Origin of the sequence: Helicobacter pylori (assembly GCF_021062735.1) — a bacterium.
Taxonomy (GTDB): Bacteria; Campylobacterota; Campylobacteria; order Campylobacterales; family Helicobacteraceae; genus Helicobacter; species Helicobacter pylori_DN.
The window spans coordinates 173,622-198,597 of record NZ_JAHXLB010000001.1 but is presented as its reverse complement, the minus strand read 5'-3'; the positions used below and the strand labels follow the sequence as shown (position 1 = coordinate 198,597).

Annotated in this window: 20 protein-coding genes, 5 tRNA genes and 1 other RNA gene; 11 read left to right on the top strand and 15 right to left on the bottom strand. The window is 40.1% G+C overall.

Annotated features, from left to right (window positions below; translation table 11 throughout):
• Position 1: 1 nt before the first annotated feature.
• Genes ribH through KX581_RS00955 form a run of 3 tightly spaced genes read right to left on the bottom strand, consistent with a single transcriptional unit; the run spans position 2 to position 1,964 of the window.
• Entirely contained in the window at positions 2–472 is a 471-nt protein-coding gene (gene ribH / locus KX581_RS00965) for a 6,7-dimethyl-8-ribityllumazine synthase (RefSeq protein WP_120871909.1), read from the bottom strand.
• Between the two features lie 9 nt (positions 473–481).
• Positions 482–1,312 (bottom strand): 3-deoxy-8-phosphooctulonate synthase, encoded by an 831-nt coding sequence (gene kdsA / locus KX581_RS00960; RefSeq protein WP_120871907.1) that lies wholly within the window; start codon positions 1,310–1,312, stop codon positions 482–484.
• Positions 1,299–1,964 carry a carbonic anhydrase gene (locus KX581_RS00955; protein ID WP_231175340.1) on the bottom strand — a complete coding sequence of 222 codons (666 nt, stop codon included), beginning with the start codon at positions 1,962–1,964 and terminating at the stop codon, positions 1,299–1,301. The genes kdsA and KX581_RS00955 overlap by 14 nt, the downstream gene beginning before the upstream one ends.
• Before the next feature lie 121 nt (positions 1,965–2,085).
• Here KX581_RS00955 and pyrF point away from each other — a divergent pair, with 121 nt between their 5' ends.
• Together pyrF and panC are read left to right on the top strand one after the other, a co-directional pair.
• Positions 2,086–2,769, top strand: a complete 684-nt coding sequence (gene pyrF / locus KX581_RS00950) for an orotidine-5'-phosphate decarboxylase (protein ID WP_120871902.1) — start codon at positions 2,086–2,088, stop codon at positions 2,767–2,769.
• Positions 2,770–3,600, top strand: a complete 831-nt coding sequence (panC, locus tag KX581_RS00945; protein ID WP_231175339.1) for a pantoate--beta-alanine ligase — start codon at positions 2,770–2,772, stop codon at positions 3,598–3,600.
• A 13-nt stretch (positions 3,601–3,613) separates the two neighbouring features.
• On the opposite strand, the gene KX581_RS00940 is transcribed toward panC, so the two are convergent.
• The 8 genes from KX581_RS00940 to groES all read right to left on the bottom strand — a co-directional run bounded on the left by KX581_RS00940 (position 3,614) and on the right by groES (position 8,919).
• A tRNA-Glu gene (locus tag KX581_RS00940) sits at positions 3,614–3,689 on the bottom strand.
• Positions 3,690–3,752: 63 nt separating this feature from the next.
• Positions 3,753–3,829: transfer RNA gene (locus KX581_RS00935), tRNA-Asp, on the bottom strand.
• A gap of 40 nt (positions 3,830–3,869) precedes the next feature.
• Positions 3,870–3,945: transfer RNA gene (locus KX581_RS00930), tRNA-Val, on the bottom strand.
• Positions 3,946–3,985: 40 nt separating this feature from the next.
• Positions 3,986–4,060, bottom strand: a tRNA-Glu gene (locus tag KX581_RS00925).
• Positions 4,061–4,070: 10 nt separating this feature from the next.
• A tRNA-Lys gene (locus KX581_RS00920) sits at positions 4,071–4,146 on the bottom strand.
• A 464-nt stretch (positions 4,147–4,610) separates the two neighbouring features.
• A complete protein-coding gene (gene hopZ / locus KX581_RS00915; RefSeq protein WP_231175338.1) occupies positions 4,611–6,656 on the bottom strand; it encodes a Hop family adhesin HopZ in 2,046 nt (681 codons plus the stop codon).
• Between the two features lie 250 nt (positions 6,657–6,906).
• Entirely contained in the window at positions 6,907–8,538 is a 1,632-nt protein-coding gene (gene groL / locus KX581_RS00910; protein ID WP_231175337.1) for a chaperonin GroEL, read from the bottom strand.
• A gap of 24 nt (positions 8,539–8,562) precedes the next feature.
• Positions 8,563–8,919: a co-chaperone GroES gene (gene groES / locus KX581_RS00905; protein WP_000671934.1), complete on the bottom strand. Its 357-nt coding sequence runs from the start codon at positions 8,917–8,919 to the stop codon at positions 8,563–8,565.
• A gap of 286 nt (positions 8,920–9,205) precedes the next feature.
• On the opposite strand from groES, the gene dnaG reads away from it, so the two are divergent.
• From dnaG to KX581_RS00875, 6 genes are all read left to right on the top strand, one after another.
• Positions 9,206–10,885: a DNA primase gene (dnaG, locus tag KX581_RS00900; RefSeq protein ID WP_231175336.1), complete on the top strand. Its 1,680-nt coding sequence runs from the start codon at positions 9,206–9,208 to the stop codon at positions 10,883–10,885.
• Positions 10,882–11,934, top strand: a complete 1,053-nt coding sequence (locus tag KX581_RS00895) for an MnmA/TRMU family protein (RefSeq protein WP_231175335.1) — start codon at positions 10,882–10,884, stop codon at positions 11,932–11,934. The genes dnaG and KX581_RS00895 overlap by 4 nt, the downstream gene beginning before the upstream one ends.
• Before the next feature lie 88 nt (positions 11,935–12,022).
• The gene (locus KX581_RS00890) at positions 12,023–12,850 is read left to right on the top strand and encodes a DUF5718 family protein (RefSeq protein WP_231175334.1); all 828 of its coding nucleotides are present in this window, start codon (positions 12,023–12,025) and stop codon (positions 12,848–12,850) included.
• 146 nt (positions 12,851–12,996) lie between these two features.
• Complete coding sequence (locus tag KX581_RS00885; protein WP_001272690.1) at positions 12,997–13,278, top strand: TrbC/VirB2 family protein; 282 nt, start codon at positions 12,997–12,999, stop codon at positions 13,276–13,278.
• Positions 13,278–13,541, top strand: coding sequence for a competence protein ComB (locus KX581_RS00880; RefSeq protein WP_108347435.1), 264 nt, complete (start codon positions 13,278–13,280; stop codon positions 13,539–13,541). Before KX581_RS00885 ends, KX581_RS00880 begins: the two co-directional genes overlap by 1 nt.
• A 1-nt stretch (position 13,542) precedes the next feature.
• Positions 13,543–15,906 (top strand): VirB4 family type IV secretion/conjugal transfer ATPase, encoded by a 2,364-nt coding sequence (locus tag KX581_RS00875; protein WP_231175333.1) that lies wholly within the window; start codon positions 13,543–13,545, stop codon positions 15,904–15,906.
• Positions 15,907–15,936: 30 nt separating this feature from the next.
• Here the strand turns inward: KX581_RS00875 and ffs are convergent.
• Positions 15,937–16,034, bottom strand: an RNA gene (ffs, locus tag KX581_RS00870) — signal recognition particle sRNA small type.
• A gap of 173 nt (positions 16,035–16,207) precedes the next feature.
• On the opposite strand from ffs, the gene KX581_RS00865 reads away from it, so the two are divergent.
• From KX581_RS00865 to nspC, 3 genes are all read left to right on the top strand, one after another.
• Complete coding sequence (locus KX581_RS00865) at positions 16,208–17,548, top strand: COG3014 family protein (RefSeq protein ID WP_041201979.1); 1,341 nt, start codon at positions 16,208–16,210, stop codon at positions 17,546–17,548.
• Positions 17,549–17,648: 100 nt separating this feature from the next.
• A complete protein-coding gene (gene cheV1, locus KX581_RS00860; protein ID WP_231175332.1) occupies positions 17,649–18,614 on the top strand; it encodes a chemotaxis protein CheV1 in 966 nt (321 codons plus the stop codon).
• A complete protein-coding gene (gene nspC, locus KX581_RS00855) occupies positions 18,611–19,828 on the top strand; it encodes a carboxynorspermidine decarboxylase (protein ID WP_231175331.1) in 1,218 nt (405 codons plus the stop codon). Before cheV1 ends, nspC begins: the two co-directional genes overlap by 4 nt.
• Before the next feature lie 9 nt (positions 19,829–19,837).
• Here nspC and lpxE read toward each other — a convergent pair whose 3' ends face one another.
• The 3 genes from lpxE to sabA form a co-directional block, all read right to left on the bottom strand.
• Complete coding sequence (lpxE, locus tag KX581_RS00850; RefSeq protein ID WP_231175370.1) at positions 19,838–20,371, bottom strand: lipid A 1-phosphatase LpxE; 534 nt, start codon at positions 20,369–20,371, stop codon at positions 19,838–19,840.
• Positions 20,372–20,420: 49 nt separating this feature from the next.
• Positions 20,421–21,986: a phosphoethanolamine--lipid A transferase EptA gene (gene eptA, locus KX581_RS00845; protein WP_231175330.1), complete on the bottom strand. Its 1,566-nt coding sequence runs from the start codon at positions 21,984–21,986 to the stop codon at positions 20,421–20,423.
• A gap of 570 nt (positions 21,987–22,556) precedes the next feature.
• Positions 22,557–24,629 (bottom strand): Hop family adhesin SabA/HopD, encoded by a 2,073-nt coding sequence (gene sabA / locus KX581_RS00840; protein ID WP_231175329.1) that lies wholly within the window; start codon positions 24,627–24,629, stop codon positions 22,557–22,559.
• Positions 24,630–24,976: the final 347 nt, after the last annotated feature.

Here is a 24,976-nt window from a genome sequence, read left to right as displayed (position 1 = left end):
TTTAACCCTTGAGAGTTTGGCACAAGCTCAATAATTCAATGAGAGTACTCATCGCTTCAAAGCCCTTGTTCCCGGCTTTACTGCCCGCTCTTTCAATCGCTTGTTCAATATTGTCTGTGGTCAGCACGCCAAAGCTTACCGGCATGCTGTATTTGAGCATCGCGTTGGCAATGCCCTTAGTCGCTTCCGCGCTCACGTAGTCAAAATGCGGAGTCCCCCCTCTAATGATCGCTCCTAAAACGCACACGCCATCGTATTTTTCACTCCCTAACAACCTCTCTAAAATCAAAGGCAATTCATAAGCCCCAGGCACCAACACGATGTCTAAAAGATCCTCATCGCCCCCATGCCTTTTAAAGCAATCCATCGCCCCTTCTTTTAATCTGTCTGTGATGATATGATTGAAGCGCGATGTTAAAATAGCGATTTTTTCATTCCCTTGCAATTGCAATTTCCCTTCTATGATTTGCATGAAATTCCTTTAAAATAAATTTTGGATTTTTAACATGTCGGTTACTAAGTGTTCTAGCTCGTCAGGTTTTAGCATGTTCGCCCCATCGCTTAGGGCGTTTTTAGGATCAATGTGTGTTTCAGCGAACAACCCATCAATCCCCACCGCCGCCGCTGCTCTCGCTAAAATAGGGGCAAAAGAGCTGTCTCCTGAACTTTTCCCATTCGCACCCCCTGGCATTTGCACGCTATGGGTAGCGTCAAAAATCACAGGGGCAAACTCTCGCATGATTTTTAAAGAGCGCATATCCACCACTAAATTCCCATACCCAAAGCTGCTCCCCCTTTCACACAGCCACACGCCATTTTTTAACGCTGTTTCATAAGTGGGGCTTTGAATGCTTTTATCTCTCGTTTTAAGGGCTTTTAAGACAGAATATTGCATATCTTTTGGGTTCATGAATTGCCCTTTTTTGATATTGACAATGGCGTTAGTCTGGCTCACTTCTACAATCAGATCCGTTTGGCGGCACAAAAACGCTGGGATTTGTAAAATATCCGCCACTTTGGCTGCCACGCTTGCTTGATAGCTCTCATGCACATCGGTTAAAATCTTATAGCCAAATTCATCTTTGATGGTTTGTAACATTTCTAAGCCTTTTTCTAAACCAGGCCCTCTGTAGCTTTCCAAACTCGTGCGGTTAGCCTTATCAAAACTCGCTTTAAAATAAAAATCCAACCGCTCGTTGTTGGCTAGGGGTTGCAATTTAATAGCGATACTCCTTAGATTTTCTAAACTCTCAATAACGCATGGCCCGGCGATTAAAACGGATTTAGGGGTTTTTGTTTCAGGGGTTTTCATGACTTTTCCTTTGTTTAATGGTTTCTTCAATTGGCTCAAAAAAATGGCTTTCAAAATTATAATTATAAATCCTGCCTGTTTCTATGATATAGTGCCAACCAAAAATTTTCAATTCGTTATCCATCACTCTTTCTTGAATGAAATCATAGCTTAAGAGGTTGCTGAGTTGCAAGCGCGCATTCAAACGCTCTGTAAGCCATGAACGCTTGGCGAAATGGTTGCTGAATTGCGGGTGATCTTTTAATTCTTCTTTAACAGGCTCTAAAAATTGTATCCAGTTTGCAATGTAAGGGGTTTTAGCTTTGGTGGTTTCATCATGGATTAAATGAATGCTCCCGCAAGCCCCACAATCGCTATGCCCGCAAATAATTAAATTTTTAACGCCCACATGCGCGATAGCGTATTCAATGCTCGCAATAGTAGAAAGGGACTCTCTATAGCTTGTTTTAGGGGGGATCACATTGCCCATGTTGCGGATCACATACAATTCGCCCGGCTTGGTGCCAGTGATTAGATTAGGCACGACTCGTGAATCCACGCAAGAAATGAACAAAGTGTGGGGCTTTTGCTTAGTCTTTAAGCTCTCATAAAGCTCTTTAAGCTCTTCATATTCATTCTCTTGAAACTCTAACGCTCCTAAAAACGCTTTCACTCTTTAACCCTTAAATCTCATTTTTTTAAACTTGGTTTTCATTTTAAAACGCTTATCATAGCTAAAAATCTTGCATTTCTTTTTGTTATAATGGCGTTATTTTACACTTTAAAGGGCTTTCATGCAATTATGTGTCGCATTGGATTTAGAAAAAAAAGAGGACAATCTTTCTTTATTGCAAGAATTGAAAGGCTTAGATTTATGGGCTAAGGTGGGGCTTAGATCGTTTATAAGAGACGGGGCTAGTTTTTTAGATGAAATCAGAAAGATTGATGAAAATTTTAAGATCTTTTTGGATTTGAAGCTCTATGATATTCCTTATACTATGGCAAATGCTGCACTAGAATGCGCGAAATTAGACATTGACATGCTCACCGTGCATTTAAGCAGCGCTAAAAGCGCGCTAACCATTTTAATGCAACGCTTAAACGCTCTTAAAAAACGCCCCTTGATCATGGGCGTGAGCGCTTTAACCAGCTTTAGCGAAGAGGAATTTTTGATGGTGTATAACGCCCCTTTAAAAACGCAAGCGATCACATTAAGCGCTATGGGTAAAGAGAGCGGGATTGATGGGGTGGTGTGTTCGGTGTTTGAAAGTTTGGCGATTAAAGAGGCTTTAGGTAAGGACTTTTTGACTTTAACCCCTGGCATAAGGCTGGATAAAAACGATAAAGAAGATCAAGAAAGGGTGGCGAACGCTAAAGAAGCTAAACAAAATTTAAGCGATTTTATCGTGGTGGGCCGCCCCATTTATCAGGCTAAAGAGCCTAGAGAAGTGGTTTTAGAGCTTTTAAAGGATTGTTAAATGCGGGTGTTAGAAACGATTGCTGCTTTAAGAGAATATCGTAAAAGTTTGAAAGAAAGCGTGGGGTTTGTGCCGACTATGGGGGCTTTACACAAAGGGCATCAAAGCTTGATAGAAAGGAGTTTGAAAGAAAATCCCCACACGATTGTGAGCGTTTTTGTCAACCCCACGCAATTTGGGGCTAACGAAGATTTTAGCGCTTACCCGTGCCCTTTAGAAAAGGATTTGGCTTTGTGTGAAAGATTGGGCGTTAATGCGGTGTTTGTGCCAAAAATCAGCGAAATGTATCCCTATGAAGCAAAGCAACGCCTGAAACTCTACGCCCCTACATTTTTATCCCACTCTTTAGAGGGAGCAGTGCGTAAGGGGCATTTTGATGGGGTTGTTCAGGTCGTGCTAAAATTGTTCCATCTTGTCAATCCCACTAGAGCGTATTTTGGTAAAAAGGACGCCCAACAGCTTTTAATCGTCCAGCATTTAGTTAAAGATTTGCTTTTAGACATTGAAATAGTGCCATGCGAGATCGTGCGCGATAGCGATCATTTGGCTTTAAGCTCTAGGAATGTGTATTTGAGTGCCACAGAAAGAAAACAAGCCCTAGCCATTCCAAAAGCTTTAGAAAGTATCCAGCAAGCCATAGACAAGGGCGAAAAAGCGTGCGAAAAACTGAAAAAACTAGGGCTTGAAATTTTAGAAACCTTGGAAGTGGATTATTTGGAATGTTGTAACCACAAGCTAGAGCCTTTAAAAACCATAGAGCCAACTAACACGCTCATTTTGGTGGCGGCTCGTGTGGGTAAAACCAGGCTTTTAGATAATTTATGGGTGTAGTTTGAAATTTTTGTGGCGACCCTTGAAAGATTTGAACTTCCGTTTCCACCGTGAAAGGGTGGTATCCTTGGCCACTAGATGAAAGGGTCATTTTTAACGATTGACTATTGTATTGGAAATAAAGCGTAGAAAATGATTTAAAAAGTTCTTGGTGGCGGAGCGGACGGGACTCGAACCCGCGACCCCCTGCGTGACAGGCAGATATTCTAACCAGCTGAACTACCGCTCCCTATCCAAAATCCATAGCCTAAAAATGCATGCTTTAGTCATGGTGGTCGCTATAAGACTCGAACTTATGACATCTACCTTGTAAGGGTAGCGCTCTACCAACTGAGCTAAGCGACCAAAATATTGAGATAAATCCAACTAAACCCGTATAAAAGAGTGGTGACTCCTAGGGGATTTGAACCCCTGTAACCACCGTGAAAGGGTGGTATCCTAACCACTAGATGAAGGAGCCACGATGCTCATGGTGACCCGTGTTGGATTTGAACCAACGGCCCATTCCTTAAAAGGGAATTGCTCTACCAGCTGAGCTAACGGGTCTCACAAAAAGATAATGATACAATTTTTTTTAACGCTTGTCAAGAATAATTGAAAAATATTGCGGTTTTCATAGAAATGACACGCTCTTAAAACGGCATAACAGCTTTTGCTTAAATAAAAAACTTGGTTGCGCTTTAATGCTATAAGGATCACAATAGATGCGTTTTGGTTGTTGGTTAGTCTTGTTTTTAGGGGTTTTAAAAAAGCTTTGTTTTTATCAAGATCTAACAAATCTTATTAGGATTTAATGCTTTTTTTGTTTAAAAAATTTCATTGTTAAAAAATGGGTTTTTGTTTTATTGTTTTAGATCTTATTTTGTTGTAAAACGCATTTTCTTTTATTTTATTTTCTTAAAGGGATAGGGGTGAATTTTACGCTTGACCCCCAAAAAAAAGGGTTCAAAAAAAGAAAGGCTTCAAAAGAAACCCCTTAAAAAGGGAGTTTCACAAAGGGTTTTAACGCTTTAGTAAGCAAACACATAATTCAAATACACGCTATAAAGCCTGCGATATTGGAGTTGAGTGCCTAGCAAAGAATAGTAATTCGTGTTGATCGTGGGGATCTTCACGCCCAATTCCACGCCATGCTGCGCCGCATGATCGCTTGCTTTTTTCTTATTCTTAGCGAGGTTCATCCTCAAGCCCAAGTTGAATAAGAATTGGAAATTCGCCACATTCATTTTAGCGCTATAGAAATTATTGAATGTCGCTAAATTCACGTATTGAGAATTAAGCCACGAAGTGCCGGCTAACGCAATCCCCCCAAAAACCCCAAAAGAAATCTTGCTGTTTTTGGTGGCTTTATCATTGATAAAGTTATAGAGGACATCTGTTCCTACCCCATAAGTGAACACATCAGAGGCTGAATTGAAAAAGCTGGATTTGATATAAGCATGGTTGTAATCAAAAAAGCCGTAATACCTTAACCCCCACCTTCTCTTTTCACCAAAAAATTGTTTATACCCTATTTGCACGCCGATCCCATTCATTGCGCCGTTGTTGGTTTGGGAGCTGATTAATCCAACGCGTCTGAAAGGGTTATGCCCTAATTCTTGCGTGGCGCTTAATAATTGCGAATAAGCGCTTTGGTTGAGTTGATAAACGGTCTTTAAACCCTCAGGGTTATTAGGGTTAGTGGATTGGCTTATCAAATTTTTAAGGAATGGGGAATTAGGCGTGTTTGAAGCGGTCGTGGTGATGCTGTTATAAGTGTTGTTTAAATTACTAAGGTTGCCTCTAAAATCAAGTATAGTGCGTGCAAGCAACTCAGATTGCTTGATTTGCTCGGCTTGAGTGCCAAAATGCGCAAGGCTGTTGTTTAAAGCCGTTATCGTCTCTTCCACATACGCGCAACCGGCTCCCCAAGTGTTAGAAGTAACCCCTTGACTAGGCGTTGTGCCATCACTTCTGCAAGCTGCCAAGTAGTTTGATACAAATTGTTTTGGGATAGTGTTAAGGTCTTTTTTCATTTGATCGGCCAGTTCAAGCATCTTGGCTTGCGCTTGAGCGTGATTGAGCATGTTTTGAGCGAAAGCCCTATCAGAAGAGGTGTAAGGGTTGAAATCTTGTGGCGCGTTTTGATTGCTTTGCTGGTTGTTAAGGCTTTGAGCTTGCGTTACGATTTCTTGGGCGTTTTTGATCATGCTAGTAACGGCGCTAAATTCCGTGGCAAAAACCTGACACACATTCCCTGTCGTATTTAAACCCCACGGCGCACCCCCGTTTGAGTTAGTAGCGGTATTTACCCATGGGCAGTTTGTAGTGAGAACGCCTATCATTTTACTGGCTTCTTGCAAAAGGGTTTGAGCGTCATTAGTAGTAGTAGTAGTAGTTTCTTTACTAGTTTGCCCATTAGTTTGTGTTGTTACTTTGACTTCTATCTTTTGATTCGTGTTATTCAAAGCGGGTACCCCTTGTTTTAAAGCTTGTTGGAGAACTTGATAAGCGTCGTTAAGCGTTTTCATGTTATCAATACTTAAAGGGCCGCTAACCCCGTTGTTATAACCGGTTAAATTGCAATTAATGGAGCTTGAATTGTGTCCTGGTTGGCCCTCAAAGGTTACGCTTTGTTGCCCACTATTACCAGGACCGCATTGGACATTATAGGCGATGACATTCCACAGCCCCACCGCCGCATTCAACGCCAAATACACCGCTTGATAAGCGGGGGAATTGGTTTTTTCGCCAGTCAACCCTTGCGTGTTTGCTTTTAAATTATCGATCGCAGCATTGATTTGTGAAGGGCTGCTCGCGTTCGTTACCGCCTGATTGAGGTTGTTAAAATTGTTTAAAAGGTTGCTCAAATTCTCATAAGTGTCTGAAAGTCTTTTCAATTCGCCGGTGTTTTTCACCATTTGAGCGGCTTCACCGATTTGATAGCCCGCGCTTATAAAAAAGCCGTTGTCTTCAGCGTTTAAAAGCGATGAAGCGAGAGAGAGAGAGAGAGTAAAAGGGCTTTTTTCATGAATATTCTCCTTGAAATTAAAATGAGTGATTGAGATTTTATACATTGAGTAAGAATGTATTTGAGACTATTGTAGCATAAAATCGTTTTTTTTTTTTTTTGTCATTTGGAGAAAATTTTAGAATTTTTGCGTTTTTTGCGCTTTTGTTTGGGTGGTAAAGAGTTTTTAGATTTTATTTTAATGGAGCGCTAATAATAAAAGCTTAACAGAGATTTTTTGTTGCACGTTTTTAAAAGCGAGCGGTTTTGTCAAAAGCCCCCAAAAAGAGGGCTTTCATTAAGAAAAGCAAGGGGGCTTACATCATGCCACCCATACCGCCCATGCCACCCATATCAGGCATTGCTGGGGTTGCTTTTTCTTCTTTGATTTCATGCACGGTGGCTTCTGTGGTTAAAAGCAGGCTTGAAACCGAAACCGCATTTTGTAGAGCGATCCTTTCTACTTTTAAGGGGTCAATAATGCCCTCTTTAAACATATCCACATACTTGCCATTGCTAGCGTTAAAACCAAAATGCCCTTCGTGTTTTTGCACTTCATTCACGACCACACCGCCATCATAACCGGCATTGATAGCGATTTGAGCTAATGGGGCTTTAATGGCGCGCATGATGATTTCATAGCCCACTTTTTCATCATCGTGTAAATTCAAATGCACTTTTTGAGCCGCGCGAATGAGGGCCGCACCGCCGCCAATAACAATGCCTTCTTCAACAGCCGCTTTAGTCGCGCTCAACGCATCATCAACCCGGTCTTTTTTCTCTTTCATTTCCACTTCACTCGCAGCGCCCACTTTAATCACAGCCACACCGCCAGAGAGCTTAGCCAATCTTTCTTGCAATTTTTCTTTGTCATAATCGCTTGTCGTGCTTGCAATTTGGGTTTTGATTTGCGCGACTCTGTCTTTAACATCATGGCTATGGCCTTTGCCATCTACGATCGTGGTGTTGTCTTTGTCAATCACAATCCTTCCGGCTTTGCCTAAAAACTCCACTTCAGCGTTTTCTAGACTCAAGCCTAATTCTTCGCTAATAACTTGACCGCCGGTTAAAATGGCGATGTCTTTGAGCATTTCTTTTCTTCTGTCCCCAAAGCCTGGAGCTTTAACCGCTGCGATATTCAACACGCCTCTTAATTTATTCACCACTAGAGTCGTTAAAGCTTCGCCCTCAATGTCTTCAGCGATGATTAAAAGCGGTTTGCCCTCTTTCATGGTTTTTTCTAGTAGCGGGAGAATGTCTTTCATGCTAGAGATTTTTTTATCCGTTAAAAGGATGTAAGCGTTATCCAATTGAGCGGTCATTTTCTCAGCGTTCGTTACAAAATAAGGGGAGAGGTAGCCTCTATCAAATTGCATGCCCTCTACGACATCTAATTCGTCTTCAATGCCCTTAGCCTCTTCAACGGTGATCACGCCGTCTTTGCCCACTTTTTCCATAGCGTCAGCGATGAGTTTCCCAATATTGTGATCGGAGTTTGCAGAAATGGTCGCTACTTGGGTGATTTCTTCTTTACCGCCCACTTTTTTGCTCGCTTTTTTAAGCTCATTAATGATCGCTTCAGCGGCTTTATCCATGCCTCGTTTCACTTCAATAGGGTTAGCCCCAGCCGTGATATTCCTCAAGCCCTCTTTAAAAATGCTATAAGCCAGCACGGTCGCTGTGGTCGTGCCATCGCCAGCGGCATCAGCGGTTTTGCTCGCTACTTCTTTAACGAGTTGAGCGCCCATGTTAGCCACCGGGCAACTTAATTCAATCTCTTTAGCCACGCTCACGCCGTCTTTGGTGATGCTTGGAGCGCCATAGCTTTTTTGAATCAACACGTTCCTGCCTCTTGGCCCCATGGTAACTTTAACAGCGTCATGGAGTTGTTTCACGCCTTCAAATAGAAGGTTTCTTGCGCTATCTGAAAATTTGATTTCTTTTGCCATTTTGTATCCTTAATAATAATGTTTTTAGTGTTTTTTGTGATCATGACAGCAAGCTTCATGCTCTTTAGCATGTTTATGGTCATGATTACCTGTATGACAGCAAGAGCCTGAGCCCACAATACCTAGAATGTCTTCTAGTTCTAGCACCATGTATTCAGTACCGTCTAAAACGATTTCTGCACCTTTGTATTTGCCAAAAGCGATCACATCGCCTTCTTTAACGCATTTGCAACCCTCACTGATTTTATGGCTAACCGCTTTGACTACGCCCATTAAAGGCTTTTCTTTAGCGTTATCAGGGATGATGATGCCTGAACTGGTTTTGTTCTCTTCTTCAAGTCTTTCTACTAAGACCCTTTCTCCTAATGGTTGAAACTTCATTTCAGTTCTCCTAAGTTTTGATAAATAAAATAGAAATTTAGCGCTTATTGTTATTAAGCGACACAACTATAGCGCATTTTTAGGGATAAGTCAAGCCATAAAAACAAATATAAGACTATAACTATAAGGATTATTAAGTCTATTTGTATAAAGTTTTATTAGTTTAAAAATATAAGGATTAGAAAAAGAGGCGTTATTAACAAACCTTTTTGAAGATTTTATTTATTGAGTATAATCCCTTTTGAGAAAGTCAAACCAAAAAAGCCCATTGAAGAAAGCATGAAAAATGATTCTTAAAAGTTCCATTGATCGCCTTTTACAAACGATAGATATTGTAGAAGTCATTAGCTCTTATGTGGATTTGAGGAAATCAGGTTCTAGCTACATGGCTTGTTGCCCTTTTCATGAAGAAAGGAGCGCGAGTTTTAGCGTCAATCAAATTAAAGGGTTTTACCATTGCTTTGGGTGTGGAGCGAGCGGGGATAGCATTAAATTTGTGATGGCGTTTGAAAAACTTTCGTTTGTGGAAGCGCTTGAGAAATTAGCCCACCGATTCAATATAGCTTTAGAGCATGACAAAGGCGTTTATTACGATCATAAAGAAGATTACCACCTTTTAGAAATGGTGAGTTCGTTGTATCAAGAAGAGCTTTTTAACGCCCCATTTTTTTTGAATTACTTGCAAAAAAGAGGGCTTAGCCTAGAGAGTATCAAAGCGTTTAAATTAGGTTTATGCACAAATAGAATTGATTATAGCATTGAAAATAAAGGCTTGAATAAGGACAAACTGATTGAATTAGGCGTGTTAGGAAAGAGCGATGAAAAGGATAAAACCTATTTGCGCTTTTTGGATCGCATCATGTTCCCTATTTATAGCCCTAGCGCTCAAGTGGTGGGTTTTGGAGGGCGCACCTTAAAAGAAAAAGCGGCCAAGTATATCAATTCGTCCCAAAATAAGCTTTTTGATAAATCCAGTTTGCTCTATGGCTATCATTTGGCTAAAGAACACATCTACAAACAAAAGCAAGTCATTGTAACAGAGGGGTATTTGGATGTGATTTTATTGCACCAAGCGGGTTTTAAAAACGCCATAGCCACGCTTGGGACAGCTTTAACGCCATCGCATTTGCCCTTGCTTAAAAAAGGCGATCCAGAAATTCTCTTAAGCTATGATGGGGATAAAGCAGGGCGAAACGCAGCCTATAAAGCGAGCTTGATGCTGGCTAAAGAGCAAAGGAGGGGGGGAGTGATTCTCTTTGAAAACAACCTGGATCCAGCGGATATGATCGCTAATGGCCAGATTGAAACCTTAAAAAATTGGTTATCGCGCCCCATGGCTTTTATTGAATTTGTTTTAAGGCACATGGCGGGTTCTTATCTTTTAGACGATCCTTTAGAAAAAGATAAGGCCCTTAAAGAAATGTTAGGGTTTTTAAAAAACTTTTCCTTGCTTTTACAAAGCGAATACAAGCCCTTAATCGCTTCTCTTTTGCAAGCGCCTTTGCATGTTTTAGGGATTAGAGAGCCAGTTTCTTTTCAGCCTTTCTACCCCAAAACAGAAAAACCTAATCGCCCTCAAAAGTTTGCGCATGTTTCTAACACGCTCAGTTTGGAATTTTTAGAAAAATTAGTGATCCGCTATCTTTTAGAAGACAGAAGCTTGTTGGATTTGGCGGTGGGTTATATCCATAGTGGGGTATTCTTGCATAAAAAACAAGAATTTGATGCTTTGTGTCAAGAAAAATTGGACGACCCTAAATTAGTTGCGTTATTATTAGATGCGAATTTACCCCTAAAAAAAGGGGGGTTTGAAAAGGAATTGCGTTTGTTGATTTTGCGCTATTTTGAGCGACAACTCAAAGAAATCCCTAAAAGCTCGCTCCCTTTTAGCGAAAAAATGATTTTTTTAAAAAAGGCTCGCCAGGCCATTATGAAATTAAAACAAGGAGAATTAGTCGCCATATGAAACAAATAAAAGCTTTAGCCCTATTTAGTGGGGGGTTGGATAGTTTGTTGTCTATGAAATTACTCATTGATCAAGGCATTGAAGTAACCGCTTTGCACTTTAATATAGGGTTTGGGGGGAATAAAGATAAAAGAGAGTATTTTGAAAACGCCACCGCGCAAATCGGGGCTAAGCTCTTGGTGTGCGATATTAGAGAGCAGTTCTTTAACGATGTGTTGTTCAAGCCCAAATACGGCTATGGGAAATATTTCAACCCTTGCATTGATTGCCATGCCAACATGTTTAGGAACGCTTTTTATAAAATGCTTGAATTGGATGCGGATTTTGTTTTGAGCGGGGAAGTGCTAGGGCAACGCCCTAAATCCCAAAGGAAAGAAGCGCTCAATCAGGTGAGGAAATTAGTCAGAGAAGTGGGCGAAGAGGCGCGTTTTGATCCCGTTTTAGACCGAACGCAAGCAGGCGGTGAAAAACCGCAATTTTTAGATGAATTGCTCTTAAGGCCCATGAGCGCTAAACTCTTAGAGCCTACTTTTATGGAAAAAAAGGGTTTTGTTGATAGAGAAAAGCTTTTAGATGTGAGTGGTAGGGGGCGGAGCAGGCAATTGCAAATGATCAAAGATTACGGCTTGAAATATTATGAAAAGCCAGGTGGAGGGTGTTTGCTTACGGACATTCAAGTGAGCAATAAGATTAAGAATTTGAAAGAATACAGAGAAATGGTGTTTGAAGATGGCGTGATTGTCAAAAACGGGCGTTATTTTGTCTTGCCCCATAACGCTCGTTTGGTGGTGGCAAGGAATGAAGAAGAAAATCATAAGTTGGATATTCAACACCCCTTAATGGATAAGATTGAATTATTAAGCTGTAAAGGCCCTTTGAGTTTAGTGGATAAAAACGCCAGCAAAGAAGATAAAGAATTAGCCGGCCGTATCGCTTTAGGCTATGCTAAGACTTTAAAAAATCAAGCTTACCTCATTCAAATAGGGGATGAAAAGCGCGAGCTTTACCCTTTGGATAAAGAGAGCGCTAGAGAGTATTTGTTCGCTTGAAAGGGAGTTTTTGAGAATTTTAGGGGTTTTCTTTTTATGCTATAATGGAAAAAGCTCTAATCATTAAGCTATTTGCTAGGAGGTTTGCATGCAAGAGTTTTTAGGTTTTGGTGTGGTGGGGAATTTTGCAGGGCATTTGGAGCAAGCAGGAGAGAGTCATAGTTTTATTAACATGAAAAGCGAAGAAAAGGACGCCCCTAAGGGGTTATTCCCTTTTTATATCCCGTATGAGAATTGCTATTTGGGGCGTTGTTGCATTGATAACCATAAGATTATTTTGCCTAGTGATCCAGATTTAAGGGTGCAAGCAGAGCCAGAAATCGCTTTAGAATGCGATGTTAAATACGATGAAAAACATTTGGTAACCAAGCTCGTGCCTAATTTTTTCATGGCGTTTAATGACGCTTCTGTGCGCAATCTAGACGTCGCAAAACTCTCCCAAAAAAAGAATTTTTCACCAGCTTCTAAAGGCATAGGGCAGAAATTGCCCATTGATAGGTTTGTTTATGGGGGGGTGTGCAACAATTTCTCTATCGCGTCTTTTTTGAAATACAATAATGTTTGGCACATTTATGGGGAAAATAGCAAATTGCTCAAATACGAGTTTTTTTATCAAAAGCTTTTAGACTGGATCAAAGACCAACTAAACCACCAACAAGATGGCGACTCTTTAGAGGCTCTAAGACCTTTTTTAGAGCGCCATAATTTCCCTACTAAAATGATTTTTGCGATAGGGGCTACCCCTTATATGCCCTTTGCGCAAGAGCATTTTTTGCAAAAAGGCGATGAGGTGGTGATTGTTGCTTACAACCATTTGCAATATAGTTTTGAAAAGATTCAAAGCCTCTTAGAAGAAGACACCCTACAAACCAAAGAACACACTAATCTTTCTTATGTCTATCAAATCGTAGAATAGTAAGGCTTTTACACTCTTTGGCTTTGCTTTTTTACCCTTTTAAAGATTAAATGCACCCCTTTTGACCCCCTTTTAGAGGATTTTTATGGTTTTTTTGAGATAATTAAACATTAGAAAGTTAATTAAAATTAAACAAAAGGGTTTTGATGTCCGCTCATTTTTTAAAAATCGTTTTTTTAGTAGGCATGTGCGTTTCAAGTTTGTTCGCTGAAGGTTTAGAGGGGTTTTTTAACGCCCTAGAAGCCCAGCTCAAAAGCCCCATCGCTAAGGGGATTTTAATGGTGATTTTCATAGGGATCGCCATTTATGTGTGGAGGAATTTGGACCGGTGGAAAGAGATTTTATTCACGATCCTTGGCGTGGTGTTTGGGATTTTTTTATTCTTTAAGGCCCCGAGTTTGGCGAATTGGTTTATGGGAATTTTTTAATGATTATCCTCTCAGCGAGCGTGAAGAATTTGCGTGAAATTTCGGTTAAAGAAAAATTTTTATGGCTGAACGCTAAATCTTATTTGATTTCTGTTTTTGCGCCTTTTATTTTGCTCCCTTGGATTGATTTATTGAGCGCTTTTTTATTGTATTTAGGGTTTTTAGCGTTCTTTAGCGTGCTGGAATTTTTTGATGAAGACATTGCAGATATTATTGTGGCTAAAAGCAAAATAAAGACTAAAACCAAATGTTATAGAGCGTAGGATGTTAGAAAAGCTTTTAGGCGCTATCAAACAAAAAGTTTCAAACTATTTTTTAGGGGCTTTGCCTAAAAGCTATTCAATGAGTGAAGAAAACAACATTTTAGGCTTGTATGATGAGCATTTTTTACTCACTAAAAACGAAAACTTAGTGGGCATCCTCCGTTTAGAGGGGGTGAGTTACACCCATTTAAGCACAGAGCAATTGCAAGATCTTTTCACCGAGCGCCAGATGGCGTTGGATTCTTTAGAAAAAGTCGTGGCGCGCCTGGTGGTTAAAAGGCGTAAAATTGATCACCAACAAAGCATTCAAGCTGACTCTCAATACTTGCAAGCGATTTTGAATCAATTTGAAAATAAAGAAGTGTATGAGAATCAGTATTTTTTAGTTTTAGAAAGCACTCACTCTTTACAGGGCGTTTTGGAGCATAAGAAAAAATCTCTCATGCATGCCAATAAGGAAAATTTTAAGGATATTCTCTCTTATAAAGCGCATTTTTTGCAAGAAACTTTAAAAAGCTTAGAAATCCAGCTCAAAAACTATGCCCCCAAACTCTTAAGCTCTAAAGAGGTTTTGAATTTTTATGCAGAATACATTAATGGGTTTGATCTCCCCCTAAAGCCCCTAGTAGGGGGGTATTTGAGCGATAGCTATATCGCTAGTTCCATCACTTTTGAAAAAGATTATTTCATTCAAGAAAGTTTTAACCAAAAAACCTACAACCGCTTGATTGGCATTAAAGCTTATGAGAGCGAACGCATCACTTCTATAGCGGTGGGAGCGCTTTTATACCAAGAAACGCCTTTAGACATTATCTTTTCTATAGAGCCTATGAGCACGCATAAAACGCTGAGTTTTTTAAAAGAGAGAGCCAAGTTTAGCATGTCTAATCTCGTTAAAAACGAGCTTTTAGAATACCAAGAATTAGTCAAAACCAAACGCCTATCCATGCAAAAATTCGCCCTAAACATTCTTATCAAAGCCCCTAGTTTAGAGGATTTAGACACTCAAACCAGCTTAATTTTAGGGCTTTTATTTAAAGAAAACTTAGTGGGCGTTATAGAAACTTTTGGCTTGAAGGGGGGGTATTTTTCCTTTTTCCCTGAACGCATCCATTTAAACCACCGCTTGCGTTTTTTAACCTCTAAAGCCTTAGCGTGTTTAATGGTGTTTGAAAGGCAAAATTTAGGCTTTAAGGCTAATTCATGGGGGAATAGCCCTTTGAGCGTGTTTAAAAATTTGGATTATTCCCCTTTTTTATTCAATTTCCACAACCAAGAAGTGAGCCACAACAACGCTAAAGAAATCGCCAGAGTGAATGGGCATACTCTAATCATAGGGGCTACCGGGAGCGGTAAAAGCACGCTGATTAGTTTTTTAATGATGAGCACTTTGAAATACCAAAACATGCGCCTTTTAGCATTTGACAGGATGCAAGGGCTGTATTCTTTCACAAAATTTTTTAAAGGGCATTACCATGACGGCAAATCTTTTAGCATCAACCCCTTTTGTTTAGAGCCTAATTTGCAGAATTTAGAATTTTTGCAATCCTTCTTTTTGAGCATGTTTGATCTTGCCCCTTCAAGGGATAAAGAAGCATTAGAAGACATGAATGCGATTTTTAGTGCGATTAAGAGCCTTTATGAAACCTTATACCCTAAAGCTTTTAGTTTGCTAGATTTTAAAGAAACGCTTAAAAGAACCTCATCTAACCAATTAGGTTTGAGTTTAGAGCCGTATTTGAATAACCCCCTTTTTAACGCTTTGAATGACGCGTTCAACTCCAACGCTTTTTTAAATGTGATAAACCTAGACACCATCACCCAAAACCCTAAAGACTTAGGGCTTTTAGCCTATTATTTGTTTTATAAAATCTTAGAAGAATCCAGGAAAAACGACAGCGGTTTTTTGGTTTTTTTAGACGAGTTTAAATCCTATGTGGAAAACGATTTATTGAACGCTAAAATTAACGCTTTAATCACGCAAGCCAGAAAGGCTAATGGCGTGGTGGTGTTGGCTTTGCAAGACATTTACCAATTAAGCGGGGTTAAAAACGCCCATAGTTTTTTAAGCAACATGGGGACTCTTATTTTGTATCCGCAAAAAAACGCTAGGGAGTTGAAACACCATTTCAATGTGCCTTTGAGCGAAACTGAAATTTCTTTTTTAGAAAACACCCCTTTGTATGCCAGGCAGGTTTTAGTCAAAAATCTGGGTAACGGGAGTTCTAACATGATTGATGTGAGCTTGGAAAGTTTAGGGCGTTATTTGAAAATCTTTAATTCAGACTCTAGCCATGTGAATAAAGTGAAAGCGTTACAAAAAGACTACCCTACAGAGTGGCGTGAGAAACTTTTGAAGAGCTAGTTTTAAAAAGTTAATATTATTTTGAAGCACTCCTATTCAGATGGCTAAGGCACACAAGAAATTAGGGGACTCTGCTGTATTCCTACCCTGAAGCGTTACCCTAAATTCCTATTGCATAGGTCTAAATAAGAGCTTAGGGATCATTTTAGCCATAAAAAGCTTATGTTTTCATTAAAAATGTTATGATACGCTCAAATAGTCAAGCAAAAAAATGTCAATTAAAAGGGTTAGATTGAAAATATTCGTTCTGTTGATGTCGGTAATTTTAGGAGTATCATTAACAGGTTGCATAGGCTATCGTATGGACTTAGAACATTTTAACACGCTCTATTATGAAGAAAGCCCTAAAAAAGCTTATGAATATTCCAAACAATTCACTAAGAAAAAAAAGAACGCTCTTTTATGGGATTTGCAAAACGGCTTGAGTGCTTTATACGCAAGAGATTACAAGACTTCTTTAGGGGTATTAGAACAAGCTGAGCAACGCTTTGATAAAACCCAAAGCGCTTTTACAAGAGGGGCTGGTTATGTGGGCGCTACCATGATTAATGATAATGTGCGCGCTTATGGGGGGAATATTTATGAGAGCGTTTTAATCAATTATTACAAAGCGATAGACTACATGCTTTTAAACGATAGCGCGAACGCTAGGGTGCAATTCAACCGCGCGAATGAACGCCAGCGCAGGGCTAAGGAATTTTATTATGAGGAAGTTCAAAAAGCCATTAAAGAGATCGATTCTAGCAAAAAGCACAATATTAATATGGAACGCTCTAGGGTAGAAGTGAGCGAGATTTTAAACAACACCTATTCTAATTTAGACAAATACGAAGCTTATCAAGGCTTGCTTAATCCGGCGGTTTCGTATCTTTCAGGGTTGTTTTACGCTTTAAATGGGGATAAAAATAAGGGGTTAGGCTATCTTAATGAAGCTTATGGGATCAGTCAAAGCCCTTTCGTGGCTAAAGACTTGGTTTTTTTCAAAAACCCTAATAGGAGCCATTTCACTTGGATCATCATTGAAGATGGCAAAGAGCCGCAAAAAAGCGAATTTAAAATTGATGTGCCTATTTTTATGATCGATTCGGTTTATAATGTGAGTGTGGCCTTGCCCAAGCTAGAAAAAGGGGAAGCGTTTTATCAAAATTTCACTTTAAAAGACGGAGAAAAAGTAACACCCTTTGACACTTTAGCCTCAATAGATGCGGTGGTCGCTAGCGAGTTTAGGAAGCAATTGCCCTACATTATCACTAGAGCCATTTTATCGGCTACTTTTAAGGTGGGCATGCAAGCGGTGGCGAATTATTATTTGGGGTTTGTTGGAGGGCTAGTAACTTCGTTGTATTCAGGCGTTAGCACTTTTGCAGACACCAGAAACACGAGCATTTTTGCCCATAAAATCTATCTTATGCGTATCAAAAATAAAGCCTTTGAAAATTATGAAGTTCAAGCTGATTCTACTGACGCTTTTTCGTTTTCATTAAAGCCTTGTAAAAGATCGCTTGAAAACCCCAAAGTCATTGACGCTAGGGAATTGCTTTCGGGGTTTGTAACAGCCCCACAAATCTTTTGCTCTAACCGCCATAATATTTTATATGTGCGCAGTTTTAAAAACGGGTTTGTTTTGAATCGTTTAAAATGATTTAAAAAACCCCCAAAGATAGTTTTTAAGTGTCGTTAGCATTAAACACAAACACGATATAATTATAAAACGATACCAAAACCTAAATTAAGGGGAAATCATGGCTGATAGTTTAGCAGGCATTGATCAAGTTACGAGTTTGCATAAAAATAACGAGTTGCAATTGTTGTGTTTCAGGCTGGGTAAAAACAAGGATTTGTATGCGGTCAATGTCTTTAAGATCCGTGAAGTGGTGAAATACCATGGCAATCTCACAATCATTAGCCACGAAAGCAATTCGCTCGTTGAGGGTTTAATCATTATAAGAGAGCTCACCATTCCCTTGATTGATATGAAAAAATGGTTTTATTATGACAGCCAAAACAAAAACAAGGATTTACGCCCTTATAGGATAGAAAAAGAAAAAGGCGAAGACGATATTGTCATGATTTGTGAGTTTTCTCGCTGGACCATAGGCGTTAGGATCTATGAAGCGGATAGGATTTTGAGCAAGAAATGGACTGAAATGGAGCAAAGCGCTGGGCTAGGGGGATCTGCAGGCAATAACAAACTCGTGAGCCGCACGCGCTATTTTGACGGGCGCTTGGTGCAAGTGGTGGATATTGAAAAAATGCTTATAGATGTGTTCCCTTGGATTGAAGATGAAAAGCACAGCGATTTAGAAACGCTCTCTAAAATCCATTCTAACCAATGCGTTTTGCTTGCTGATGACTCCCCAAGCGTTTTAAAAACCATGCAAATGATTTTAGACAAGCTAGGCGTCAAGCATATTGATTTTATCAATGGTAAAACCTTATTAGAGCATTTATTCAACCCCACAACCGATGTGAGCAGCATTGGCCTTATCATTACCGATTTAGAAATGCCAGAAGCGAGCGGTTTTGAAGTGATCAAACAGGTTAAAAACGATCCTTTGACTTCAAAAATCCCTATCGTGGTCAATTCTTCTATGAGCGGCAGCTCTAATGAAGACATGGCTAGGAGTTTGAAGGCCGATGATTTCATCTCTAAGTCTAACCCTAAAGACATCCAGCGGGTGGTTAAGCAATTTTTGGAATTAGCATGAAAAAATACAGCGCTATCCCCACCCCTTGCTATGTGCTAGAGAGCGAACGCTTAGAAAAAAACGCCAAGATTTTAGAAATCGTGTGCCAACAAAGTGGGGCAAAGATCTTGCTCGCTTTAAAGGGGTATGCGTTTTGGCGTGAGTTTGGGATTTTGAGGCAAAGATTGAACGGGTGTTGCGCGAGCGGTCTTTATGAGGCTAGGCTCGCTTTTGAAGAATTTGGGGGGCGGGAGAGCCATAAGGAAATTTGCGTTTATAGCCCGGCTTTTAAAGAGGCTGAAATGAGCGCGATTTTACCCCTAGCGACAAGCATCATTTTCAACTCTTTTTACCAATACGCCACCTATAAAGACAGGATTTTAGATAAAAACAAGCAATTAGAAAACTTGGGCTTAAGCCCCATTAAAATGGGCTTGAGGATAAACCCTCTCTATAGCGAAGTAACCCCAGCGATCTATAACCCATGCTCTAAAGTGAGCCGGTTAGGGATTACGCCTAGCGGATTTGAAAAGGGGGTGAAAGAGCATGGCTTAGAGGGGGTGAGCGGGTTGCATTTCCATACGCATTGCGAGCAAAACGCTGACGCTTTGTGCCGGACTTTAGAGCATGTAGAAAGGCATTTCAAGCCCTATTTAGAAAACATGGCGTGGGTGAATTTTGGTGGGGGGCATCATATCACCAGGAGCGATTATGATGTGAATTTGCTCATCCAAACGATTAAGGATTTTAAAGAACGCTACCACAATATAGAAGTGATTTTAGAGCCTGGGGAAGCCATAGGGTGGCAATGCGGGTTTTTAATCGCAAGCGTGATAGACATCGTTCAAAACGATCAAGAAATTGCGATTCTAGACGCTTCTTTTAGCACTCACATGCCCGATTGCTTAGAAATGCCTTATCGCCCTAGCATTTTTAAAATCTCTGTAGAAAATGATGAAGAGCTTATTGAAGTTGAAAAGGGTGAAAATCAAGGGGCGTTTTCTTACTTTTTAGGCGGCCCTACTTGTTTAGCGGGGGATTTTATGGGGAGTTTTAGCTTTGAAACGCCTTTAAAAAGGGGCGATAAAATCGTGTTTCAAGACATGCTCCATTATACGATTGTCAAAAACAACTCGTTTAATGGCGTGCCGCTCCCAAGCTTGGCTAAATTGGATCAACAAGGGTTTAAAATCCTTAAAAACTTTTCTTATGAAGATTATAAAAACAGAAACTAAGGCTTTTGGTTAAGGCTTTTTGGGGCTTGTAAAAAGGCTTACGCACAACATTCCAACGCCAAGCCCGGCCAACACTGCACCAATGGTGTGCATGTCTAAATAAATGCGAGCGAGCATGGTTAAAGGGATTAAAGGCAAGAGCCACAAGTATTTTTTAAAAGAATAGCGGCGCATTAAAAACGCCACCGCCAAACCCACCATAGACGAATGCCCGCTTGGCATGTTGAAATTACCCCCATAAGGGCGCTCGCCCAAACGCTGATCGTTGATTGTTATATGGTTTAAGGCTCTTTTGGTGGTGTGCGTGAGAATAGTTGTAGCGATAGAGGCGTTAGCGACTTGAAAAAGCCCTACCGCATCTCTTTGGATTAAAGGGATCGCCACAGATAAAATCGTAGGGATAAAGCGCGCGTAATGCTCGGTGAGATGAAACACCAAAGGCACGCTAGGCTGTTTAGGGACTTTAGGGAAGGGTGCAAAAACGCCTAGTAAAATCAAGCCCAAACTGAGCGTTAACAAAGTTTTAGAAAAGCTTTTAGGCAGGCTTTCACAAAATTTTTGTTTAAATAAGAATTTTTTCATGCGTGTTATTTTACTCTTTTTTGTGTTTAAGTAGGTCTAAAGAAGGGCGATAAACAACGCTAGGGTTTTTAAAATCCAAAAACACCCCTAAAACGCTATGGAAAATCACCTTTTGATTAATGGGGGTTTGGGTTTGGATAATGGAATGCTCCTTTTTAAAAAGATCGTTGGCATAAACGATAAAGGGGATCTCGTATTGCTCTTTAGGAGCGATGCTTTTAGGAATGCCATGCAAATAGAACGCTTCTTCGCCCAAACTTTCGCCATGATCGCTTAAATAAATCATTAAAGCGGGCTGTTTGGCTTTTTTGAGCATGCTAATGATTTTGTCTAACAGATAGTCGTTGTAAAAAATGGTGTTGTCATAGGCGTTAATCAGGCTTTCTTTGGAGCAAGAAGACAGATCAGCGCTTGAGCAATAGGGCTTAAACACCCTAAAATTTAAAGGCACTTTGTTGTCGTAGTTGGGACCATGCGAGCCGGCAAGGTGTAAGATGAGTAAGACATTTTCATTAGAGTGTTCTTTTAAAAGGTCAGGCAAATTATAGAGTAAGGATTCATCATAAGGAGCGATCGCTTCACAATTGGAGCATTTTTGAATCAATTCATAGTTTTTACGATAGCTTGTAACCTTAACATTCTTTTCGCCGTCATTCGCGCTATACCAAAAGACTTTGATACCGGCTTTAGTCAAGTAAGTCGGCAAATTTTCATAAGCGTTGTTTTTAAAAGAAGAATCTAAAATGCATTCCAAACTCGCTGTCGTGTAAGTGGCGCAAGAAGTGGCGTTAAAAAGAGTGAGTTCGTGATTTTCTAAGCGCTTGCTTAATCTTGGGGTGGTGGGTTTTTGATAGCCATAAAGGGCGTAATTATGCTTCCTGGCGCTTTCGCCAATGACTAGCACCACAAACGAATTGGAATGGTTGGGCGAAAAGAGAGGGAGCGGCTTGATAGTGGGGGCGAAAAATTTGAGAGCGCTCACTCTAAAAGCGTTCACGCTATAAGCGAAGGGCAAAATTAAGCCCCCTATGAATTTCGCATGCTTGTCAAACCACAGCCAATTTTTAGCGTTAGCTAAAGCGCTAACGATAAAGATAAACACTAACGCCAAGATCGCTAAAAAGGGTGCTTTTTTAGAAGAATTTTTGAGGGGGATTTTATAGATAATATAGCCAGGCAACACCCCAAAAACAACGATAAAAACGAATAATTTGACACTCAAAAAGCCTAAAACTTCATGCGTGTTGGTGTTTAAGACATTGCCCATCATGCTCTTATTTAAAAACACCTTATAAGCGCTAATGAAATAGAAAGCGACAGAATTGAGCCAACTAAAAACTATTGCGCTCCAACGCATCAAAGAAGCAGAGATCAAGCCTAACGCCAAAAAAAGAGCACCATTAACGCAAAAAAGCACCACAACCATCATGGCGATAAAACTAACCTGGTTGCTTTCTTTATAAACATAAGCGAACAAAGGGAAATGGTATAAAACGCCAAAAATAAGGCTATAAAGCAAACCGGCTTGCAGACAACTTAGGGGTTTTAAAAACTTCAGATGGAATAATGATGCCAAACACGCCCCTTAAAGTCAATCAATCTTAGGATTATATCGTAGGTATGGAGATTTTATGGTTTATTTTAAGACTAAAAAAAGTGCTTTTGTTAGGGTGGCTTGCGTTTAAGAGCTTTAAAGCACGTTTGTTGTAGGATTTTACCACGCCCCATAGTTAGGATATGGGGCAAATCTGTTCTTAAAAGGGTTTATCATGAAAAGAAAACATGATAAAAACCTTTGTATTATACATTAAAATCTCTTTTAAGGGGTTTAAAGTAGTCTTTTCTATAGAAAAGTAGTTTATTAGCCAAAGTTCCCCTAAGCCTAAAAAGCTTAGGGGTTTCCTTATGTGAAGCGGGTTTGTCCTTGACTTTTGGGGCGTTTTCACTGGGTTATAAAAATGATCGCTTGAATAACGCTAATTTTTATTTAGATTGTAAAAAACGCCTTTGAGTATTTTTTGTGATTAACGCTTGAAGTCAAAAAACTTTGTTTGGTGGAAAAAATTAAAAAAAGCTAAAAGAAAAGCCAGTTAAAAAAAGTGGGTTAAACCCCCTAAAAAGAGGGTTTAAAAAGGGGTTTAAGCTTTTAGTAAGCAAACACATAGTTGAGGTACACGCTATAAAGCCTTCTGTATTGCAAGGTAGTGCCTAACAAAGAATAGTAATTCGTGTTGATCGTGGGGATCTTCACGCCTAATTCCATGCCATGTTGCGCGGAATGATCAGCGCCTCTTCTCTTATTTCTAGCGAGATTAGTCCTTAAGCCCAGATTGAATAAGAATTGGAAGTTAGAGGTGTTGATTTTAGCTTTATAGTAATTATTCACATTCGCTAAATTCACGAATTGAGAATTAAGCCATGAAGTCCCGGCTAGTTGGATACCGCCAAACGCGCCAAAAGAAATTTTATTGTGTTTAGTGGCTTTATCGTTGATGAAATTCACTAACAAATCGCTCCCCACGCCATAAGTCCAAACATCAGAAGAGGCGTTGAAAAATTGGGATTTGTTATAGGTGTGGTTGTAATCCACAAAGCCGTAGTATCTTGCGCCCCATCGTTTGTTTTTCCCAAAGAATTGCTTATAGCCCACTTGAAAGCCAATTCCATTCATCGCGCCGTTATTGGTGGTAGAAGCGGCGATTAGCCCGGCGCGTCTGAAAGGGTTACTGCCTAATTCTTGAGTCCTAGATTGCACTTGAGAATGGATATTGGAGTCAATGTAGTAGTTATCCTGTATGCCTTGCGGGCTGTTAGGGTTAGTCTTTTTGCTCACCACATTTTGTAAAGATTGAGCGTCAGGCAAGCTTGAAATGGCCGCTGTGATGCTGTCATAATGTTCGCCTAGCTTTTTATACTGATCGCTGAAGTTCGCTAAAGTGTAGGCGAGATTTTGCGCGTTATGGATTTGCTCGGCTTGAGTGCCAAAATGAGCGATGCTGTTTTTTAGATTCGTTACGGTCTCTCCCACATACGCGCAGCCGGCCCCCCAAGTGTTAGAAGTAACCGTGCCAGATGGCGTGCCACGGAGATTGCCGTTGCCATCCTTTTCATGGCATACTCCTAAAGAGTCTTTCACAAACTCTGTAGGGATTCTTTCAAAATCCTTCACCACTGCTTGAGCGCGGTTTAAAATCTCCGCTTGCGCTCTAGCGTTAGCGAACATGTTTTGAGAAAAACTAGCGTCTTTATAGGGGTTGAATGCTTTCCCAGTGTCTAGGTTGTGCTGGTTTTGCGCGTTGGCAGCAACGATTTTGGATTGCTCTACGGCTATTTCAGCGTTTTTGATCATGTCTTGAATCGCGCTGATTTCATTTTTAAAAATCCCGCACGCGCTCCCATCGCCTTTCAAATATATTCCTTCCCATAAACTACCACTGCTTGCACCACCTGCACCACCATTATTGATCCATGGGCATGCTTCATTAAGAGTGGTTAAAATAGTGCTAGCCTGTTTTAAAAGCTCTTGAGCGTTATTTTTTGTAACAATTTCTTCTTTATTATTGTTATTGTTATTGCTCCCATTTTGGTTGATTGTAAATTTAAGTTCGGTGTTGGTGTCGCTTAGGGCAGGAATATCCTTCCCACTTGCTCCAAAAGCCTTTTGGATGATTTGATAAGCCTTATTGATTTTCGCGTAATTTTCAGTGGATATAATACTATATGGTCCTGGTTCATAATTAGTAGTGCCACAGGTAATGGTAGTCCCTCCCCATTGATTTGTTGGTGTGTTTTCAAAGGTTTGAACGCCCCCATTTTTGCTGCTGTCTTTGCCAGGGCCGCAAGGGCTGATCGCATAGCTCATGACTTGCCACAACCCCGCTGCCGCATTGAGCGCTAAAAGCACCGCTTGATACGCTGGGGAGTTGGCTTTATCATTGATTAAATTCTTTGCGCTCGCATTCAAATTAGTCCTTGCGTTATTGATAGCGTTGGGGTCGGAGGACTGCCTGATGAGAGTGCTTAGGGCGCTGTAATTCGTTAAAAGATTGTTCAATCTTTCATAACTATCTGAAAGATCTTGAATGCCTTTAGTGTTTTTCACCATTTGAGCGGATTCACCGATTTGATAGCCCGCGCTCACAAAAAAGCCGTTGTCTTCAGCGCTTAAAGTGGAAACTAAAAGCGAACCTAAGGTTAATGACAGAAATTTTTTCTTCATGTTTTTTCCTTTACTTCTTGAAATAAGATGGATTTTGTCAGTAAATCTTGCGGAAATGTATATTTAAGTAATTCTATACCGCAAGCTTTTGTTAGTATAGTATAAATTAATGGGATTTTGATATTAATTAGGCGTTTTTGCCCTTTCAAAAAAAAAAAAAAAAAAGGTTTTTGTAGCGTTTCTAAACAAATATTAAACCAATAAAGGTCATTTTAAAAGAAATGAGGTTGTTTGAATAGGGGTAGCTATAAAAAAGGGGTTTTTAACTTTGGTTGTTTTGTGTGGTTGTTTTAGATTTGTTTGTAATAAAGCGGTTTTAAAAGAAATGAGGTTGTTTGAATAGGGGT

Excerpts from the sequence above, each read along its gene's own strand:
- ribH (WP_120871909.1), bottom strand. The coding sequence starts at position 472 with ATGCAAATCATAGAAGGGAAATTGCAATTGCAAGGGAATGAAAAAATC.
- kdsA (WP_120871907.1), bottom strand. The coding sequence starts at position 1,312 with ATGAAAACCCCTGAAACAAAAACCCCTAAATCCGTTTTAATCGCCGGG.
- pyrF (WP_120871902.1), top strand. The coding sequence starts at position 2,086 with ATGCAATTATGTGTCGCATTGGATTTAGAAAAAAAAGAGGACAATCTT.
- panC (WP_231175339.1), top strand. The coding sequence starts at position 2,770 with ATGCGGGTGTTAGAAACGATTGCTGCTTTAAGAGAATATCGTAAAAGT.
- hopZ (WP_231175338.1), bottom strand. The coding sequence starts at position 6,656 with ATGTATAAAATCTCAATCACTCATTTTAATTTCAAGGAGAATATTCAT.
- groL (WP_231175337.1), bottom strand. The coding sequence starts at position 8,538 with ATGGCAAAAGAAATCAAATTTTCAGATAGCGCAAGAAACCTTCTATTT.
- groES (WP_000671934.1), bottom strand. The coding sequence starts at position 8,919 with ATGAAGTTTCAACCATTAGGAGAAAGGGTCTTAGTAGAAAGACTTGAA.
- dnaG (WP_231175336.1), top strand. The coding sequence starts at position 9,206 with ATGATTCTTAAAAGTTCCATTGATCGCCTTTTACAAACGATAGATATT.
- KX581_RS00895 (WP_231175335.1), top strand. The coding sequence starts at position 10,882 with ATGAAACAAATAAAAGCTTTAGCCCTATTTAGTGGGGGGTTGGATAGT.
- KX581_RS00890 (WP_231175334.1), top strand. The coding sequence starts at position 12,023 with ATGCAAGAGTTTTTAGGTTTTGGTGTGGTGGGGAATTTTGCAGGGCAT.
- KX581_RS00885 (WP_001272690.1), top strand. The coding sequence starts at position 12,997 with ATGTCCGCTCATTTTTTAAAAATCGTTTTTTTAGTAGGCATGTGCGTT.
- KX581_RS00880 (WP_108347435.1), top strand. The coding sequence starts at position 13,278 with ATGATTATCCTCTCAGCGAGCGTGAAGAATTTGCGTGAAATTTCGGTT.
- KX581_RS00875 (WP_231175333.1), top strand. The coding sequence starts at position 13,543 with ATGTTAGAAAAGCTTTTAGGCGCTATCAAACAAAAAGTTTCAAACTAT.
- KX581_RS00865 (WP_041201979.1), top strand. The coding sequence starts at position 16,208 with ATGGACTTAGAACATTTTAACACGCTCTATTATGAAGAAAGCCCTAAA.
- cheV1 (WP_231175332.1), top strand. The coding sequence starts at position 17,649 with ATGGCTGATAGTTTAGCAGGCATTGATCAAGTTACGAGTTTGCATAAA.
- nspC (WP_231175331.1), top strand. The coding sequence starts at position 18,611 with ATGAAAAAATACAGCGCTATCCCCACCCCTTGCTATGTGCTAGAGAGC.
- sabA (WP_231175329.1), bottom strand. The coding sequence starts at position 24,629 with ATGAAGAAAAAATTTCTGTCATTAACCTTAGGTTCGCTTTTAGTTTCC.